Annotated in this window: 12 protein-coding genes; 7 read left to right on the top strand and 5 right to left on the bottom strand. The window is 62.3% G+C overall.

Annotated features, from left to right (window positions below):
• Positions 1–61: 61 nt before the first annotated feature.
• The 6 genes from HX792_RS12270 to prpD all read left to right on the top strand — a co-directional run bounded on the left by HX792_RS12270 (position 62) and on the right by prpD (position 8593).
• The gene (locus HX792_RS12270) at positions 62–772 is read left to right on the top strand and encodes a GntR family transcriptional regulator (protein ID WP_176996354.1); all 711 of its coding nucleotides are present in this window, start codon (positions 62–64) and stop codon (positions 770–772) included.
• Positions 769–1662, top strand: a complete 894-nt coding sequence (gene prpB, locus HX792_RS12265; protein ID WP_176996353.1) for a methylisocitrate lyase — start codon at positions 769–771, stop codon at positions 1660–1662. The genes HX792_RS12270 and prpB overlap by 4 nt, the downstream gene beginning before the upstream one ends.
• Positions 1663–1812: 150 nt before the next feature.
• Positions 1813–2940, top strand: a complete 1128-nt coding sequence (gene prpC / locus HX792_RS12260; RefSeq protein ID WP_176996352.1) for a 2-methylcitrate synthase — start codon at positions 1813–1815, stop codon at positions 2938–2940.
• 183 nt (positions 2941–3123) lie between these two features.
• The gene (acnD, locus tag HX792_RS12255; RefSeq protein ID WP_176996351.1) at positions 3124–5718 is read left to right on the top strand and encodes a Fe/S-dependent 2-methylisocitrate dehydratase AcnD; all 2595 of its coding nucleotides are present in this window, start codon (positions 3124–3126) and stop codon (positions 5716–5718) included.
• A 9-nt stretch (positions 5719–5727) separates the two neighbouring features.
• Positions 5728–6918, top strand: coding sequence for a 2-methylaconitate cis-trans isomerase PrpF (gene prpF / locus HX792_RS12250; protein WP_176996350.1), 1191 nt, complete (start codon positions 5728–5730; stop codon positions 6916–6918).
• A 190-nt stretch (positions 6919–7108) separates the two neighbouring features.
• Entirely contained in the window at positions 7109–8593 is a 1485-nt protein-coding gene (prpD, locus tag HX792_RS12245) for a 2-methylcitrate dehydratase (RefSeq protein WP_176996349.1), read from the top strand.
• 131 nt (positions 8594–8724) lie between these two features.
• On the opposite strand, the gene HX792_RS12240 is transcribed toward prpD, so the two are convergent.
• Positions 8725–10047, bottom strand: coding sequence for an AAA-associated domain-containing protein (locus HX792_RS12240; RefSeq protein WP_176996348.1), 1323 nt, complete (start codon positions 10045–10047; stop codon positions 8725–8727).
• Between the two features lie 14 nt (positions 10048–10061).
• The gene (locus HX792_RS12235) at positions 10062–11807 is read right to left on the bottom strand and encodes an ABC transporter permease subunit (RefSeq protein WP_176996347.1); all 1746 of its coding nucleotides are present in this window, start codon (positions 11805–11807) and stop codon (positions 10062–10064) included.
• Between the two features lie 375 nt (positions 11808–12182).
• On the opposite strand from HX792_RS12235, the gene HX792_RS12230 reads away from it, so the two are divergent.
• Positions 12183–13067, top strand: a complete 885-nt coding sequence (locus HX792_RS12230) for a hypothetical protein (protein ID WP_176996346.1) — start codon at positions 12183–12185, stop codon at positions 13065–13067.
• Between the two features lie 57 nt (positions 13068–13124).
• On the opposite strand, the gene HX792_RS12225 is transcribed toward HX792_RS12230, so the two are convergent.
• The 3 genes from HX792_RS12225 to HX792_RS12215 are packed head-to-tail and all read right to left on the bottom strand — an operon-like array spanning position 13125 to position 15800.
• Positions 13125–13853, bottom strand: coding sequence for an alanyl-tRNA editing protein (locus HX792_RS12225; RefSeq protein WP_176996345.1), 729 nt, complete (start codon positions 13851–13853; stop codon positions 13125–13127).
• A 2-nt stretch (positions 13854–13855) separates the two neighbouring features.
• Positions 13856–14848: a serine O-acetyltransferase gene (locus HX792_RS12220; RefSeq protein WP_176996344.1), complete on the bottom strand. Its 993-nt coding sequence runs from the start codon at positions 14846–14848 to the stop codon at positions 13856–13858.
• 37 nt (positions 14849–14885) lie between these two features.
• On the bottom strand, positions 14886–15800 hold the full coding sequence (locus HX792_RS12215) for a PLP-dependent cysteine synthase family protein (RefSeq protein WP_176996343.1): 915 nt from the start codon (positions 15798–15800) through the stop codon (positions 14886–14888).
• Between the last annotated feature and the right edge of the window lie 11 nt (positions 15801–15811).

Here is a 15811-nt window from a genome sequence, read left to right as displayed (position 1 = left end):
TTTGACTCGCAACCGCTTATTGGCTAGTTTTTGCGGAATTGCTTTTGAAGGTGTCGACAATATGCTGGATCAATCGGAAGCCTTGGTGGCGACGACGGACGAATCCCAGACCATGTCCGAGAACGTCTTCCGCCGTATCCAGGCCGCCATCGTCAAGGGAGAGATCGCCCCCGGCAGCAAGATCTCCGAGCCGGAGTTAGCGCGTACTTACGGCATCAGCCGTGGCCCGCTGCGCGAGGCGATCCACCGCCTGGAAGGCCAGCGCCTGCTGGTACGCGTCCCCCATGTTGGCGCGCGGGTGGTGTCGCTCAGCCATGCCGAGCTGATCGAACTCTACGAAATCCGCGAATCCCTCGAAGGCATGGCCTGCCGCCTGGCCGCCGAGCGCATGACCGACGCCGAAATCGAAGAATTGCGCCAGGTGTTGCACACCCATGAGCGCGACGAGGCGTTCCAGGCCGGCCTCGGTTACTACCAGCAGGAAGGCGACTTCGACTTTCATTACCGGATCATCCAGGGCGCAGGTAACCGTACCCTCACCCAAATGCTCTGCGGCGAGCTGTACCAGTTGGTGCGCATGTACCGCATCCAGTTCTCCGCCACCCCCAATCGTCCACGCCAGGCCTTTGCCGAGCACCACCGCATACTGGACGCGATCGCCGATCGCGACGGTGAACTGGCCGAACTGCTGATGCGCCGTCATATCGGCGCGTCCAAACGCAACATTGCCCGTCATTTCCCCGGCGGCGCCCCTGAAAGAGGTGAGTCATGAGTTCCTACAATAAAAGCACACCCGGCCAGCGTTTCCGTGATGCGGTCGCCAGCGAGCACCCTTTGCAGGTGGTCGGCGCGATCAACGCCAACCATGCGCTGCTGGCCAAGCGTGCCGGGTTCAAGGCGATCTACCTGTCGGGTGGCGGGGTGGCGGCGGGTTCCCTCGGGGTGCCGGACCTGGGCATCACCGGCCTGGATGATGTGCTGACCGACGTGCGCCGCATCACCGATGTGTGCGACCTGCCGCTGCTGGTGGACGTGGACACCGGTTTCGGCTCCTCGGCCTTCAACGTGGCGCGCACCGTCAAGTCGATGATCAAGTTCGGCGCAGCCGCCATCCATATCGAAGACCAGGTGGGCGCCAAGCGTTGCGGCCATCGCCCGAATAAAGAAATCGTGTCCCAGCAGGAAATGGTCGACCGCATCAAGGCCGCCGTGGATGCGCGCACCGACGACAGCTTCGTGATCATGGCGCGCACCGACGCCCTGGCCGTGGAAGGTTTGGAATCGGCCCTGGAACGTGCCGCCGCCTGCATTGAGGCCGGCGCCGACATGGTGTTCCCGGAAGCCATCACTGAACTGGAGATGTACAAGCTGTTCGCCTCCCGTGTGAAAGCACCGATCCTGGCCAACATCACCGAGTTCGGCGCGACGCCGCTGTACACCACCGAACAGTTGAAATCTGCCGATGTTTCCATCGTGCTGTACCCGCTCTCGGCCTTCCGCGCCATGAACAAGGCGGCCGAGAATGTCTACACCGCGATCCGTCGCGATGGCACCCAACAGAACGTGATCGACACCATGCAGACCCGCATGGAGCTTTACGATCGCATCGACTACCACACCTTCGAGCAAAAGCTCGACGCGTTGTTTGCCGCCAAGAAATAAACGCCTTACCCATAACTGTAGGAGCCGGCTTGCCGGCGATGGCGCCCTCGAAATGGGCGCAGCCTTCAAGGGCCAATCGCCGGCAAGCCGGCTCCTACAGGGCCGCGATTACCGAAGGCCTCCTTATAAATACAAGATTGGAGAACAGACATGGCTGAAGCAAAAGTACTGAGTGGCGCCGGCCTGCGTGGCCAGGTCGCCGGGCAGACCGCACTGTCCACCGTGGGCCAGGCCGGTGCCGGCTTGACCTATCGCGGCTACGACGTGCGCGAACTGGCCGCCGATGCGCAATTTGAAGAAGTCGCCTACCTGCTCTTGTACGGCGAACTGCCGACCCAGGCCGAACTGGCCGCCTACAGCGCCAAGCTGAGCAAACTGCGCGACCTGCCCCAAGCGCTGAAGGAAGTGCTGGAACGCATTCCTGCCGACGCCCACCCGATGGACGTGATGCGCACCGGTTGCTCGTTCCTGGGCAATATCGAGCCCGAGAAAGACTTCAGCGTGCAGCGCGATGTGACCGACCGTCTGCTCGCTGCTTTCCCGGCAATCATGTGCTACTGGTACCGCTTCAGCCACGACGGCAAGCGCATCGACTGCGTGACCGACGAGCCCAGCATTGGCGGCCATTTCCTGCACCTGCTGCACGGCAAGAAACCAAGCGAACTGCACGTGAAAGTGATGAACGTCTCGCTGATCCTCTACGCCGAGCACGAATTCAACGCTTCCACCTTCACCGCCCGGGTGTGTGCGTCGACCCTGTCCGACCTGTATTCCTGCGTGACCGCCGCCATCGGCTCCCTGCGTGGCCCGCTGCACGGCGGTGCCAACGAAGCGGCAATGGAGATGATCGAGCGTTTCGGTTCGGCTGAAGAAGCCGTCGAAGGCACCCTCGGCATGCTGGCGCGCAAAGACAAGATTATGGGTTTTGGCCACGCGATCTACAAAGACAGCGACCCGCGCAATGAAGTGATCAAGGGCTGGTCGAAAAAGCTCGCCGACGAAGTGGGTGACAAGGTGCTGTTCCCGGTCTCCGAAGCCATCGACAAGACCATGTGGGAGCAGAAGAAGCTGTTCCCCAACGCCGACTTCTACCACGCCTCGGCGTACCACTTCATGGGCATCCCGACCAAGCTGTTCACGCCGATCTTCGTGTGCTCGCGCCTGACTGGCTGGGCCGCGCACGTGTTCGAGCAGCGCGCCAACAACCGCATCATCCGTCCAAGCGCCGAATACACCGGCGTAGAACAGCGCAAGTTCGTGCCAATCGAACGTCGCTGAGTGGGATGAGCTGAGCACACGGGCAAATGTGCTTTTCTGTGGGAGCTGGCTTGCCTGCGATGGGATCAACTCGGTGTACCTGTCACACCGCAGTGATGCCATCGCAGGCAAGCCAGCTCCCACAGAAAGCAAAGCCAGTGTCGACAGTTCTCCTTTTGTAACTACCGTGACCGAGTCCTGACGATGAACACTGAATTTCGCAAACCGCTCCCCGGCAGCCGCCTGGATTTCTTCGACGCCCGTGCGGCGGTCGAGGCCATCACCCCCGGCGCCTACGCCACCTTGCCCTACACCTCCCGCGTACTCGCCGAAAACCTGGTGCGTCGCTGCGACCCGGCCACCCTCAACGCGTCCCTGAGCCAACTGATCGAGCGCAAGCGCGACCTCGACTTCCCCTGGTTCCCGGCGCGCGTGGTGTGCCACGACATCCTCGGCCAGACCGCCCTGGTCGACCTTGCCGGCCTGCGTGATGCGATCGCCCAGCAAGGCGGTGACCCGGCGCAGGTCAACCCGGTGGTGCCGACTCAGCTGATCGTCGACCACTCCCTGGCCGTCGAAGCCGGTGGTTTCGACCCGGACGCGTTCGAGAAAAACCGCGCCATCGAAGACCGCCGCAACGAAGACCGTTTTCACTTTATCGAGTGGACCAAAAAGGCCTTCAAAAACGTCGACGTGATCCCGCCGGGCAACGGCATCATGCACCAGATCAACCTGGAGAAAATGTCGCCGGTGATCCAGGTGCGTGACGGTGTGGCCTTCCCTGACACCTGTGTCGGCACCGACAGCCATACCCCGCACGTCGATGCGCTGGGCGTGATCGCCATTGGTGTCGGAGGCCTGGAAGCCGAGAGCGTGATGCTCGGCCGCGCCTCATGGATGCGCCTGCCAGAAAGCGTTGGCGTGGAACTCACCGGCAAGCTGTTGCCGGGCATCACCGCCACCGACATGGTGCTGGCGCTGACCGAGTTCCTGCGCAAACAGAAAGTGGTTGGCGCCTGGCTGGAATTCTTCGGTGAAGGCGCCTCGGCGCTCACCTTGGGCGACCGTGCAACCATCTCCAACATGGCCCCGGAATACGGCGCCACGGCGGCGATGTTCTACATCGATCAGCAAACCATCGCCTACCTGAAACTCACCGGCCGCGAAGACGAACAAGTCACCCTGGTCGAGCAATACGCCCGCCACACCGGCCTGTGGGCCGATGACCTCAAAGGTGCGCGATACGAACGCGGCCTCACCTTCGACCTGTCCAGCGTCGTGCGCAACATGGCCGGCCCGAGCAACCCGCACGCCCGCGTCGCCACCAGTGACCTGGCGTCCAAAGGCATCAGCGGCCAGTGGGACGAAGTGCCCGGCCAGATGCCTGACGGCGCGGTGATCATCGCGGCCATCACCAGTTGCACCAACACCAGCAACCCGCGCAACGTGATCGCCGCAGGCCTGTTGGCGCGCAATGCCAACAAGCTCGGTTTGACCCGCAAGCCGTGGGTCAAATCGTCCCTGGCCCCGGGTTCGAAAACCGTGGCCATGTACCTCGAAGAAGCCGGCCTGGGCCACGAGCTGGAAAAACTCGGCTTCGGCGTGGTGGCGTTTGCCTGCACCACCTGTAATGGGATGTCTGGCGCGCTGGACCCGGTGATCCAGCAGGAGATCATCGACCGCGACCTGTACGCCACCGCCGTGCTGTCCGGCAACCGCAACTTCGACGGGCGTATCCACCCGTATGCCAAGCAGGCCTTCCTGGCGTCACCGCCGCTGGTAGTGGCCTACGCGATTGCCGGCACCATCCGTTTCGACATCGAAAAAGACGTGCTGGGCCTGGACGCCAACGGCAAGGAAATCCGCCTGCAGGACATCTGGCCGAGCGACGAAGAAATCGACGCGGTGGTCAAGGCGTCGGTCAAGCCGGAGCAATTCCGCAAGGTCTACATCCCGATGTTTGCCATCCACGAAGACACCGGCCCCAAAGTCGCGCCGCTGTATGACTGGCGCCCGCAAAGCACCTATATCCGTCGCCCGCCGTACTGGGAAGGCGCACTGGCCGGTGCGCGACCGCTCAAGGGCATGCGCCCGCTGGCGGTGCTGCCGGACAACATCACCACGGATCACCTGTCGCCGTCCAACGCGATCATGCTCGACAGCGCTGCCGGCGAATACCTGGCGAAAATGGGCCTGCCGGAAGTCGACTTCAACTCCTACGCCACCCACCGTGGCGATCACCTGACCGCGCAGCGCGCCACCTTTGCCAACCCGAAACTGTTCAACGAAATGGTGCAGGAAAACGGCAAGGTCAAGCAGGGCTCCCTGGCGCGTATCGAGCCTGAGGGCCAGGTGACGCGGATGTGGGAAGCCATCGAAACCTACATGGAGCGCAAGCAGCCGCTGATCATCATTGCCGGCGCCGACTACGGCCAGGGTTCGTCCCGCGACTGGGCGGCCAAGGGCGTGCGCCTGGCCGGTGTGGAAGCGATTGCCGCCGAAGGTTTCGAGCGCATCCACCGCACCAACCTGGTGGGCATGGGCGTGTTGCCGCTGGAGTTCCTGCCGGGCACCGACCGCCACACCTTGAAGATCGACGGCAGCGAAACCTATGACGTGGTCGGCGCGCGTACCCCGCGTGCGCAGCTGACCCTGGTGATCAACCGCAAGAATGGCGAACGTGTCGAAGTGCCGGTGACCTGCCGCCTGGACACCGCTGAAGAAGTGTCGATCTACGAGGCGGGCGGCGTGTTGCAACGTTTTGCCCAGGACTTCCTGGAATCGGCGGCAACAGCCTGAGAGGACACCATGGCACACGTAGCGCAAATCAAGATCCCCGCCACCTACATGCGTGGCGGCACCAGCAAGGGCGTGTTCTTCAGCCTCACGGACCTGCCGCCGTCGGCGCAGGTGCCGGGGGCTGCCCGTGACGCCTTGCTGTTGCGGGTGATCGGCAGCCCCGACCCCTACGACAAGCAGATCGACGGCATGGGCGGCGCCACCTCGAGCACCAGCAAGACGGTGATCCTGGCCAAGAGCACCCGCGCCGACCACGACGTGGATTACCTGTTCGGGCAGGTCTCCATCGACAAGCCCTTCGTGGACTGGAGCGGCAACTGCGGCAACCTGTCGGCGGCGGTCGGTTCGTTCGCCATCAGCGCCGGTCTGGTCGACCCTGCTCGCGTGCCCCACAACGGCGTGGCCGTGGTGCGCGTGTGGCAGGCCAATATCGGCAAGACCATCATCGCCCACGTGCCGATCACTGAGGGCGCGGTGCAGGAAACCGGCGACTTCGAACTGGACGGCGTGACCTTTCCGGCCGCCGAAGTGCAGCTGGAGTTCATGGACCCGGCAGCGGAAGAAGAGGGCGGCGGTGGCTCGATGTTCCCCACCGGCAACCTGGTGGACGACCTCGAAGTACCCGGTGTGGGCACCTTCAAGGCCACGCTCATCAACGCCGGCATCCCGACCATCTTCATCAACGCCGAAGACCTTGGCTACACCGGCACCGAGCTGCAGGGCGCGATCAACAGCGATCCCAAGGCCCTGGCGATGTTCGAAACCGTGCGGGCCTACGGCGCGTTGCGCATGGGCTTGATCCAGCACCTGGACGAAGCGGCCCAGCGCCAGCACACGCCGAAGGTGGCGTTTGTGGCTAAGCCTTTGGATTACGTGGCGTCCAGCGGTAAAGCGATCAAGGCGGGGGATGTCGACCTGCTGGTACGCGCGTTGTCCATGGGCAAGTTGCACCACGCCATGATGGGCACGGCGGCCGTGGCGATTGGCACGGCGGCGGCGATTTCCGGCACCTTGGTCAACCTGGCGGCCGGTGGCGTGGAGCGCAACGCGGTGCGCTTCGGGCACCCGTCCGGCACGTTGCGCGTCGGCGCCGAAGCCAGCCAGGTCGACGGTGAATGGGTGGTGAAGAAAGCCATCATGAGCCGCAGTGCCCGCGTGCTGATGGAAGGCTTCGTGCGCGTGCCCGGCGACGCCTTCTAATGCGTTACACCGATCCAAACCTGTAGGAGCCGGCTTGCCGGCGATGGCGGCCTTGAAGGGGGCGCATGCCTAAAGGGCCTCATCGCCGGCAAGCCGGCTCCTACACATAAGGTGGGCAATCAGACCCACCCTGGAACATCAACCCTGACCCTGAGGATGGAACAACCCCTAACTTTCTTGGAGTACTGCCATGAGCGCCAACGTCGACCAGAACAACCGCCCGGACTACGACCAGGTCCTGCAGGACATTGCCGATTACGTCCTCAACTACCGGATCGATTCCCGTGAGGCACTGGACACCGCCCGCAACTGCCTGATGGACACCCTCGGTTGCGGCCTGCTGGCCCTGCGCTTCCCCGAGTGCACCAAGCACCTGGGGCCGATCGTCGAGGGCACGGTGGTGCCGTTCGGCGCTCGCGTGCCGGGCACCTCGTTCCGCCTGGACCCGGTAAAGGCCGCGTGGGACATCGGCTGTATCGTGCGCTGGCTCGATTACAACGACACCTGGCTCGCTGCCGAATGGGGCCACCCTTCGGACAACCTCGGCGGCATCCTCGCCGTGGCGGATCATCTGTCGCAAAAACGCGTGGCCAATGGCGACGCCCCGCTGACGGTGCGCGCGGTGCTGGAAGCGATGATCATGGCCCACGAAATCCAGGGTGTGATTGCCCTGGAAAATTCCTTTAACCGTGTTGGCCTCGACCATGTGCTGCTGGTGAAAGTCGCCTCTACCGCCGTCACCGCCAAGCTGATGGGCGCTAACCGCGCGCAGTTGCTGGCGGCCTTGTCCCACGCGTTTGTCGATGGGCAGGCGTTGCGCACGTACCGTCATGCACCGAATGCCGGCTCACGCAAATCCTGGGCAGCGGGGGACGCGTCGAGCCGTGGCGTGCGCCTGGCGGATATCGCCCTGCGCGGCGAGATGGGCATTCCCGGTGTGTTGAGCGCGCCGCAATGGGGCTTCTACGACGTGCTGTTCAGCCACACCAACAAGGACCTTGCGCTGAAGCCCGAGGGCAAGCGGGCGTTCAGCCTGCCCCAGCCTTACGGCACCTACGTGATGGAAAACGTGCTGTTCAAGATCAGCTTCCCGGCCGAGTTCCACGCGCAAACGGCCTGCGAAGCGGCGGTGACATTGCATCCGTTGGTGAAAAACCGTTTGCATGAAATCGAATGCATCGTGATCACCACCCACGAGTCGGCGATCCGCATCATTTCCAAGGTAGGCCCGTTGGCCAACGCGGCTGACCGCGACCATTGCCTGCAATACATGACGGCGGTGCCGCTGGCGTTCGGCAACCTGGTGGCCGAGCAGTACGAAGATGATTTCCACGCGGCGCACCCGATCATCGATGAGCTGCGCGACAAGATGGTGATCGTCGAAGACCCGCGCTACAGCCGTGAGTACCTGGAGGCAGACAAACGCTCCATTGCCAACGCGGTGCAGGTGTTTTTCAAGGACGGGTCCAGCACCGAGCAAGTGGCGGTGGAATACCCGATCGGGCATCGCCGTCGCCGGGTGGACGGTATTCCGTTGCTGGAAGACAAGTTCAAGGCCAACCTGGCCACGCGGTTCACCGCGCAGCGCAGTGGGGAGATTTTTGCGTTGTGCAAGGATCAGGCGCGGCTTGAGGCCACGCCGGTGAACCGGTTCATGGACCTGTTCGTGATCTGACAAACACCGCCGATCCACTGTGAAATTGGGCTTGTGTGGGAGCTGGCTTGCCTGCGATGGCGGTAGTGGATTCACTATTGCTATCGCAGGCAAGCCAGCTCCCACATTGGGATGGTGTTGGTCGAGGGTTTTTACATACTGCCTTCAACATCTTCCAGGCTGAACGTCTCGGTATGGTCGTCATAGGAGAAGATCTCCGCATACCGCCCCCAGGCCACCACGCTTTCCAGGGTTTTCTCCACGAAGGCTTCGGTCATCGAGTCTTCCAGTTCCTGCTCGAAACGCACCCGTGGCGCACGGTGCCCGCTGCGCTCTAGCAACACCTGATGAATACGCGCGGCTAATGGCACGTGCTGGATCAAATGTTCGGCGAACAGGGTCTTGCGTTCCTGGGTGCCGTAGTCGGCGAACAGCTTGCCGGCGTCGGTGAGGGTGATGTCGGCGCCCTTGAGTTCGGCGAAGCCCAGGTGCTCCAGCATCTCCGCCACCGGGAACAGGTCGTCGACTTCCAACAGACGGCGTTCCGCCACGGTGGGCAAACCGGCATGGCCGTTGTAGGGCTCGGCGGCCAGGGTTTCGATCAGGCCGGCCATCAGGTTGGTGGACACTTCCGGCAGCAGGCTGCCCATTTTCAGTTCCGGTTTGCCGGCGCTGGCATCGGCGCTGCGGCGGTCGGTCATCAGTGCGTAGATGTCGTCGACCATCTGCCGGAAGGTCGGGTCGAGGCGGTTGCGCGGGTGGGCAAACGGCACCTTGATCTCGGCCACCACACGGCCGGGGTTGGAGGACAGCACCAGGATGCGGTCGCACATCAACACCGCTTCTTCGATGTTGTGGGTCACGATCAGGATCGACTTGATCGGCAGCTGCTTGCCGCTCCACAGGTCCAGCAGGTCGGTGCGCAGGGTTTCGGCGGTGAGCACGTCGAGGGCCGAGAAGGGTTCGTCCATCAGCAGCAAGGTCGGGTTGACCACCAAGCCCCGGGCAAAGCCCACACGCTGGCGCATACCACCTGACAACTCGCGCGGGTAGGCGTTTTCAAAGCCGTCCAGGCCGATCAGGTCGATGGCCGCCAGGGCGCGGCGGCGGGTTTCCTTGCGCTCGACCTGCAGGGCTTGCAGGCCGGCTTCCACGTTTTCCAGCACGGTCAGCCAGGGGAACAGGGCGAAGGTCTGGAACACCATGGCCACGCCTTCGGCCGGGCCGTTGAGCGGGGCGCCCTGGTAGCGGACTTCGCCCGACGACGGCTGGATCAGGCCGGCGATGATGCGCAGCAAGGTCGATTTGCCGGAGCCGGAACGGCCAAGCATGCCGACGATCTCGCCCTCGTGCAGGCTCAGGTCCACGCCGCTGAGGACTTGCAGCTCGTCCTTGCCTTTGCCGAACACCCGGTTCACGTTTTTCAGCGAGTAGATTTCCGGGGTGTCGACGGTGTGTTCAGTAGAGGTAGTCATCACGACGCATCCCGTCAGTTCAAACGAAGTTTGTTTTCAGCAATGGCGTACATCGGTCGCCAGACCGCGCGGTTGAACGCCACCACAAAGATCGACATCACCACTACGCCCAGGGCGATCTTCGGGAAGTCGCCGGCCGCCGTGGTTTGTGCGATGTAGGCGCCCAGCCCGTGGGCGACCACATTGTCCTGGCCCCAGGACACGTACTCGGACACGATGCTGGCGTTCCACGCCCCGCCCGAGGCGGTGATGGCGCCGGTGACGTAGTAGGGGAAAATCCCCGGCAGCATCACCTTGCGCCACCACAACCAGCCGCGAATGCGGAAGTTGGCAGCGGCTTCCTTGAAGTCGTTGGGGAACGCGGTGGCGCCGGCAATCACGTTGAACAGGATGTACCACTGGGTGCCCAGCACGATCAGCGGGCTCAGCCAGATATCCGGGTTGAGGTGGTAGTGCAGGATCACGATGACGAACACCGGGAACAGCAGGTTTGCCGGGAACGCCGCGAGGAACTGCGCAAGTGGCTGGATCTTCTCTGCCAGCTTGGGGCGCAAACCGATCATCACGCCCAGGGGCACCCAGATCAGCGAGGCGATCAGGATCAGCCCGGCCACCCGCAGCAGGGTAATCAGGCCCAGCACCAGCACGTGGCCCACTTCGGCCAGGCCCACTTCGGTGCCGACGTACATCACGATGTGATACAGCGCATAGGCGGCCATCAGGGCAATCAGCGTGCCCCACACCCAGTCGATCACTTTTGACGCGGCGGGTGTTTCTACCGGCAATGCCTTGAATGCACCGCCGGCGAGGCTGAAGCGCTTGTTGCCGATACGGCTGATCGCACGGGTGATGGGGCGCAGGATGCGCTGCACGATGCGTGTGCGTTGAATCAGGTTCAGCACCCAGGATTGCGGCGCGTCGCCTTGGGACGCGGTGGTTTCCATGCGGAACTTGTCGGCCCAGGCCACCAGCGGGCGGAACAGGAACTGGTCGTAGATCAGGATCACCGCGATCATTGCCAGGATCACGTAGCCCACCGCGTGTAGGTCTTTCTGGGCAATCGCCAAGGCCAGGTACGAGCCGACGCCGGGCAGGGTGATGGTCTTGTCGCCCACGGTGATGGCTTCGGAGGCAACCACGAAAAACCAGCCCCCGGACATGCTCATCATCATGTTCCACACCAGCCCCGGCATGGCGAACGGCACGTCGAGCTTCCAGAACTTCTGCCAGCCGGAGAGCCGCAGGTTGGTGGACACTTCCACCAGGTCATGGGGCAGCATGCGCAGCGACTGGTAGAAGCTGAACGTCATGTTCCAGGCCTGGCTGGTGAAGATCGCAAAAATCGCCGCGAACTCGGCCCCCAGCACGCGCCCGGGAAACAGCAGCAGGAAAAACGTCACCGTGAACGAGATGTACCCCAGCACCGGTACCGATTGCAGGATGTCGAGCACCGGCACCAGCAGTTTCTCGGCGCGCCGGCTTTTGGCGGCCAGGGTGCCGTACAAAAAGGTGAACACCAACGCTGCGACCATCGCCGCGAGCATGCGCAGGGTAGTGCGCATCGCGTATTCCGGCAGGTTGGCCGGGTCGAGGGAAATGACCTCGCTTTGCAGGGTGGTGATGGGCGCCCAGGTTTCACGGGCAGTGATGGAGAAAAACAGGAGGAAGCCGATTACCAGCGGCAGGGCGACCAAATCCCAACGGTTGGGCAGCAAGCGCAATGTGGACGCCGGGATGTAGTGGCGGAACACTTTGTTCATAGGCAGTCATTCCTGCAGCGTTCAGGTTCTAAAGAGGTGCGATGGGGGTGAGCTTAGCTTCTGTTCGAAAGACCCACCGGGAATGGGCGGGCGCTCTTTTCCATGGTCGGTTTGCAGCGCATCAGGGGAGGATGGCCACAGGCGGGATTGTACGTTTCTGAATGTTACAAGCGCATAAATTTCCTGTCAGTTTCCTGTACGAAACGTGGCTTGGGTATCGACGGTTTTTTTACCCTGAAACAAATACCCACGTAGATTTCTCTGCCTCAGGGAACTGGTTTCCTATACGTGCCAATCAGGTAGTTGGATGACTTGTTAGCCAAATCGTCTGACAAACCCTGCACGCGGGCCAACCGCGAAACTGAGAGGTGCTTTATGAACAGTGTCAATAATCAGCAGTATGCGCCCCAATATCGCTACGAAATGCAACCAAAACCGCAACCCACGTCTTCCAGTGACCCTGCCGCTGCAAACACCGGTCCGGCCAATACCACGACTGAATCCATGCCGCCCCGCCCTCCGGTGGGGGCAGAGCAACGTGGCCAGTTTTCCAGGCACAACAGCATCGTCAATCAGCAGCCTCAAGGCACGGAGCCCCAAGGCGAGTTGGCAGAACTGACGCAGAAAAATCAAAATCTTGTCGCCAAGTACAAGGCCTTGATCTCAAAGTTCTCGGCGAAGATCACTGAGCTCAATACCAAAATAGAAGGCCTGACTCAGCAGCTCAGTACGTCGGCCCCCAAGCCTGAGCAGGCGCCCGTGGCTGCGCAGACCCAGCCAGAGAACCGGCAAGCCGAGGGGCAAGTCGCGCCGTCTGACGCCGCTGCTACACCGGCTACCCAGGCCCCGGTTGCTGATGCTCAGAGCGCTCAAGGGGTTGGCCAACTGTCAGCAGATATCACCAGGCTACAAAGTGAGTTCAAGCGGTTACTCGACGTTTTCAATACGGCGATGAAAACCCTCACGGAACGTTTGGATAACTTGGCTCAACTGCTCAACAACCGTACGCCTCAAGACCAAACGGTTCCTGCTCAATCGGACGCCGGCCAGACGGCTTCACCGGAGCACGAAACGGCCCAAACGCCTGCCGCGTCTACCCATGCTCCAACAGCGCCAGCAACGGCCAGCATTGATTACCTCAAGCAGGAAAACCAGAATCTTGAGGCTCAGATCGATCGGATGGAACAGTACTTCGAGCAGACAATGTCGACGCTTGAAAAACGCTTCGACGACCTGACCCAGCAAGTCAGCAAGCAATAAAAAGTAAACCTCGGGTATTGGCTAGCGTGGGGCAACACCCACGCTAGCCTCGGTCGCTCACTCAAAGCGCAGGATCACCCGACGATTGTGCTTGCTCTTCTTCTCGATCTTATCGCAGAACACCCGGCCGATTTCCTCGGTGTTGGCCACGTGGGTGCCGCCGCACGGTTGGATATCGATCCCGGCAATTTCGATCACCCGTACCGAACCCTGGATCACTGGCGGTGCCACCGCCTGGGTGCGTGTGATCTGCAGCAGGGTGGCGTATTCCGTGGCGGGCATCGACAGGGTGTTGACCGCGTGAGCCTGCTGGATCAGCGCATTCAGGTCGTGGGTGAGGTTGTCTTTGTCGAGTGTCATTTCCGGCAGGTCGAAATCCAGGCGGCCTTTGTCGGCACTGATGCTGCAACCGGTCACCGGCGCATCGATCAGTGAGCACAACAGGTGCAGGCAAGTGTGCATCTTCATGTGCTGGTAGCGGCGCTCCCAGTCCAGGCCCGCGTCCACCTGTGCTCCAACGGTCAATTGCCCAGGGCAATGTTCCACCTGGTGCCAGATGATCGAACGCATCACGGGGTCGCGGACCGTTCCCACCACCTCGACCCGCGTGCCATCCGCCAGGGTGAAGTAGCCAGTGTCTCCTGGCTGGCCACCACCCGTGGGGTAGAACAGCGTGTGCTCAAGGGCAATGCCGTGCTCGCCGACCGCAATCACTCGGGCGCTGAAGGTGTTCTGGTAGGGCGCGCTGTCGAACAGCGCCAGGGTCTCCATGGTGTGCACAGACATGTTCAACCTCCGACAATCAGTGGGCTGGCTTGCAACAGGTGACGCACCATTGCGCTCAAGCCAGGGGGAGAGAGCAGGGTGATTTCGAATTCCGGCCCGCTGACTTTGAGGTTCAGCGGCAGGCGTGGCAGGTGGTTGCCGAATTCAAGGCGGCGCAGGCGAAATTGCAGGTGATGGCGCTCTTTTACCGTGGGTTCGAGCATCAACCCCGGCAAGGGGTGGAAGTCGGCGTCCAGCACCGTGACTTTATGGCTGGCATTGACCTCGCCTACCACGTGCAAGCGCTCATCCAGGGCAAAGGCGCCCAAATAATTGCTGTGGTCCGATTCATCATTTTTTTGCAGCTGGATCTGGTTGACCACCTTGACCTTGGTGCCCGCCGGCACGTCCTGGGTGATCACGCAGGACGGGCTGATGAACACGTTATCGCCAATCAGCACATAGCCCAGCACACGGGCGCCGGAGCCGACCTCGACGTTATTGCCCAGGCGCGGGTGGCGCTTGCCATCCGGGTTGTTGGCGATGCCGCGTGCGCCGAGGGTGACGCCGCAGAGGATGTAGCAGTCGTTGCCGATCTCGCAGGTCTCGCCGATCACCGTGCCGTAGCCGTGGTCCAGCACGAAGCGCCGACCGATGCGGGCTGCCGGGTGGATTTCGGCACCGGAGAGCACCTTGCCCTGGTTACTGAGCTTGAGGGCGATGCGCGAAAACACGCCGTTGGTCTGGTCGGGGAAGTTCCACACCAGGTGCGCCAGGCGATAGAACAGCACGGCTTTAAATGAAGCGTAGGACTCCAGGATCAACTCGCCGCGCCCGCGTGACGCCGGGTCGCGGTAGGCGTAGGCGATCAGGTCCTCGGCCACGGCCTGGGCGGCATTCTGGATCAGCGGGGCCAGGTGTGGTTCCAGCTGCTTCATCTGCGTCGGCGTCAGGGTTTTGATGAGGTGGGTGAGCAGCTCATCGTGCAGCTGTTGCATGTCGATAAAGCCCCCCATGGAGGCACCCCCGCATTCTGAATGGTTGGAAAACCGGTTATTCGAAACTGGGCAGGTAACTGTCGGCATTGTCGTAGACCATGGTCAGCACCACCGTTTCAGGCGGCAGTTCGGGTGCCAACTGGGCGATGGCAACCATGTTGGCGGCGGAGGACAGGCCAAGGCTGATGGCGTCGGTGCGCATGATGCGTTTCATCATGTCGATGCATGCCTGGCGCGACACCTTGAGCATGCCGTCGAGCACATCCACGTTGAGAATGCTCGGGATCAGGCCGATCGACAGGCCCTGGATATGGTGCGGCGCGTGCTGGTTTTTCAGCAGGTCGCATTCCTCCGGCTCCACGCCCATCACGCGCAGCGCCGGCCAGGCCGCCTTGAGGGTTTCGCCGATGCCGGTGATATGACCCCCGGTGCCGATGCCGCTGACGAAGTAGTCCACGCGCTGTTCGCCGAACGCACGGAGGATCTCCGGCGCGGTGGTGTCGCGGTGGGTCTGGGGGTTGGCGCCGTTGCGCTGCTGGTTGAGCATCACGTAGCTGGGGTTTTCCAGCTGCAGCTCCATGCACTTTTCGCCGTGGGAATTGTTGCCCAGGCGGCTGTCCGACAGCACCACCTTGGCCCCGTACAGGCGCAGCAGTTTCTGTTTTTCGGGGCTGTAGTTGTCGGGAATCACCAGCACCACTTTGTAGCCCAGCACGTTGCCGGCCATCACCAGGCCGATGCCGGTGTTGCCGCCGCTGGGTTCGATGATGGTCTGCCCCGAATCACGGATCAGCACGCCGCGACGCTCGGCGTCGAGGATCATGCCCAGGGCGACGCGCGCCTTGTGGCTGCCGCCCGGGTTAAGGGATTCGAGCTTGGCGTAGACCTCGATGCCGAGGTCTTCGGAAAACTGTGCCAGGCGCACGATCGGCGTATGGCCGATCACGTCGAGAATCGAGTTATGCAACATTGCTCAGCCCT

Origin of the sequence: Pseudomonas sp. B6002 (assembly GCF_013385985.1) — a bacterium.
GTDB lineage: Bacteria > Pseudomonadota > Gammaproteobacteria > Pseudomonadales > Pseudomonadaceae > Aquipseudomonas.
This window is presented reverse-complemented; position numbering and strand designations above follow the sequence as displayed.